The organism is Rhizobium sp. 05L429 (genome assembly GCF_056397645.1).
On record NZ_JBFTNV010000083.1, the window covers coordinates 1 to 845 of the forward strand.

The following is an 845-nucleotide window of genomic DNA, read 5'->3' on the forward strand; positions in this document are numbered from 1 at the left end:
TAGGCTCCAGACTCAATCAGGCCCACCAAATGACGATGGCGGCGATGTAGCAAGTTGCCGCGAAGTTGAGCATGAGCTTGTCATATCGAGTTGCGACACGCCTCCAGTCCTTGAGGCGACAGAAAGCACGTTCGATGATATTTCTCCGGCGGTAGGCGACGGGGTCGAACGGTTTGATCTGCTTTCGGGTTGGATTGTTGGGAATGACAGGCTCGGTGCCGCGTGCAGTGAGAAAGTCGCGCAACGCGTTGCTGTCGTAAGCGGTATCGGCAGCGCAGATGCGGCTCGGCGGCAAGGGGTCGATCAGTGGAATGGCAACGGGGGCGTCGCCGCGCTGTCCAGGCGTTATCCGCAGCGCGATTGGACGGCCGCAACCATCGACAACAGCATGGATTTTTGTCGATCTGCCGCCTCGCGAGCGACCGATTGCTTCGGCATCCGCCCCCCTTTTCCGCCAGCGGCGGAGCGGTGCGCTTTTGCGGTGGTGCTGTCGATCATGTGAATGTCCTGATCGGTCGTTTGCACCAGGGCTTCAAACAGCCGCCGCCATATTCCTTTGGCAGACCAGCGATGGAAGCGATTGTAGAYGGTTGTCGAAGGTCCGTAGCAAGCTGGACAATCCTGCCACCGGCAACCCGATCGCAGGACGTGGATAATCCCGCTGATCACCCGGCGGTCATCAGTTCGATGAGCGCCGGGTTGGTTCGTCGGAAGCAGAGGAGCGATCACCGCCCACTGTCGGTCATCAAGCCAGAATTCTCCTGCCATGATTCAAACTCCCATTATTACCGAAGTGAATCATACAGAGATAATTTAATCAATAGTTTGATTGGGTTTTAACCCTA

1 protein-coding gene is annotated in these 845 nt (G+C 57.0%); it reads right to left on the minus strand.

Annotation, left to right across the window (positions count from 1 at the left end):
• Nucleotides 1–16: 16 nt before the first annotated feature.
• A protein-coding gene (locus AC1DNW_RS35400) for an IS5 family transposase (protein ID WP_477855806.1) occupies nt 17–768 on the minus strand; the annotation gives its coding sequence in 2 pieces (ribosomal slippage) (nt 17–438 and nt 438–768; 753 coding nt in all).
• Between the last annotated feature and the right edge of the window lie 77 nt (nt 769–845).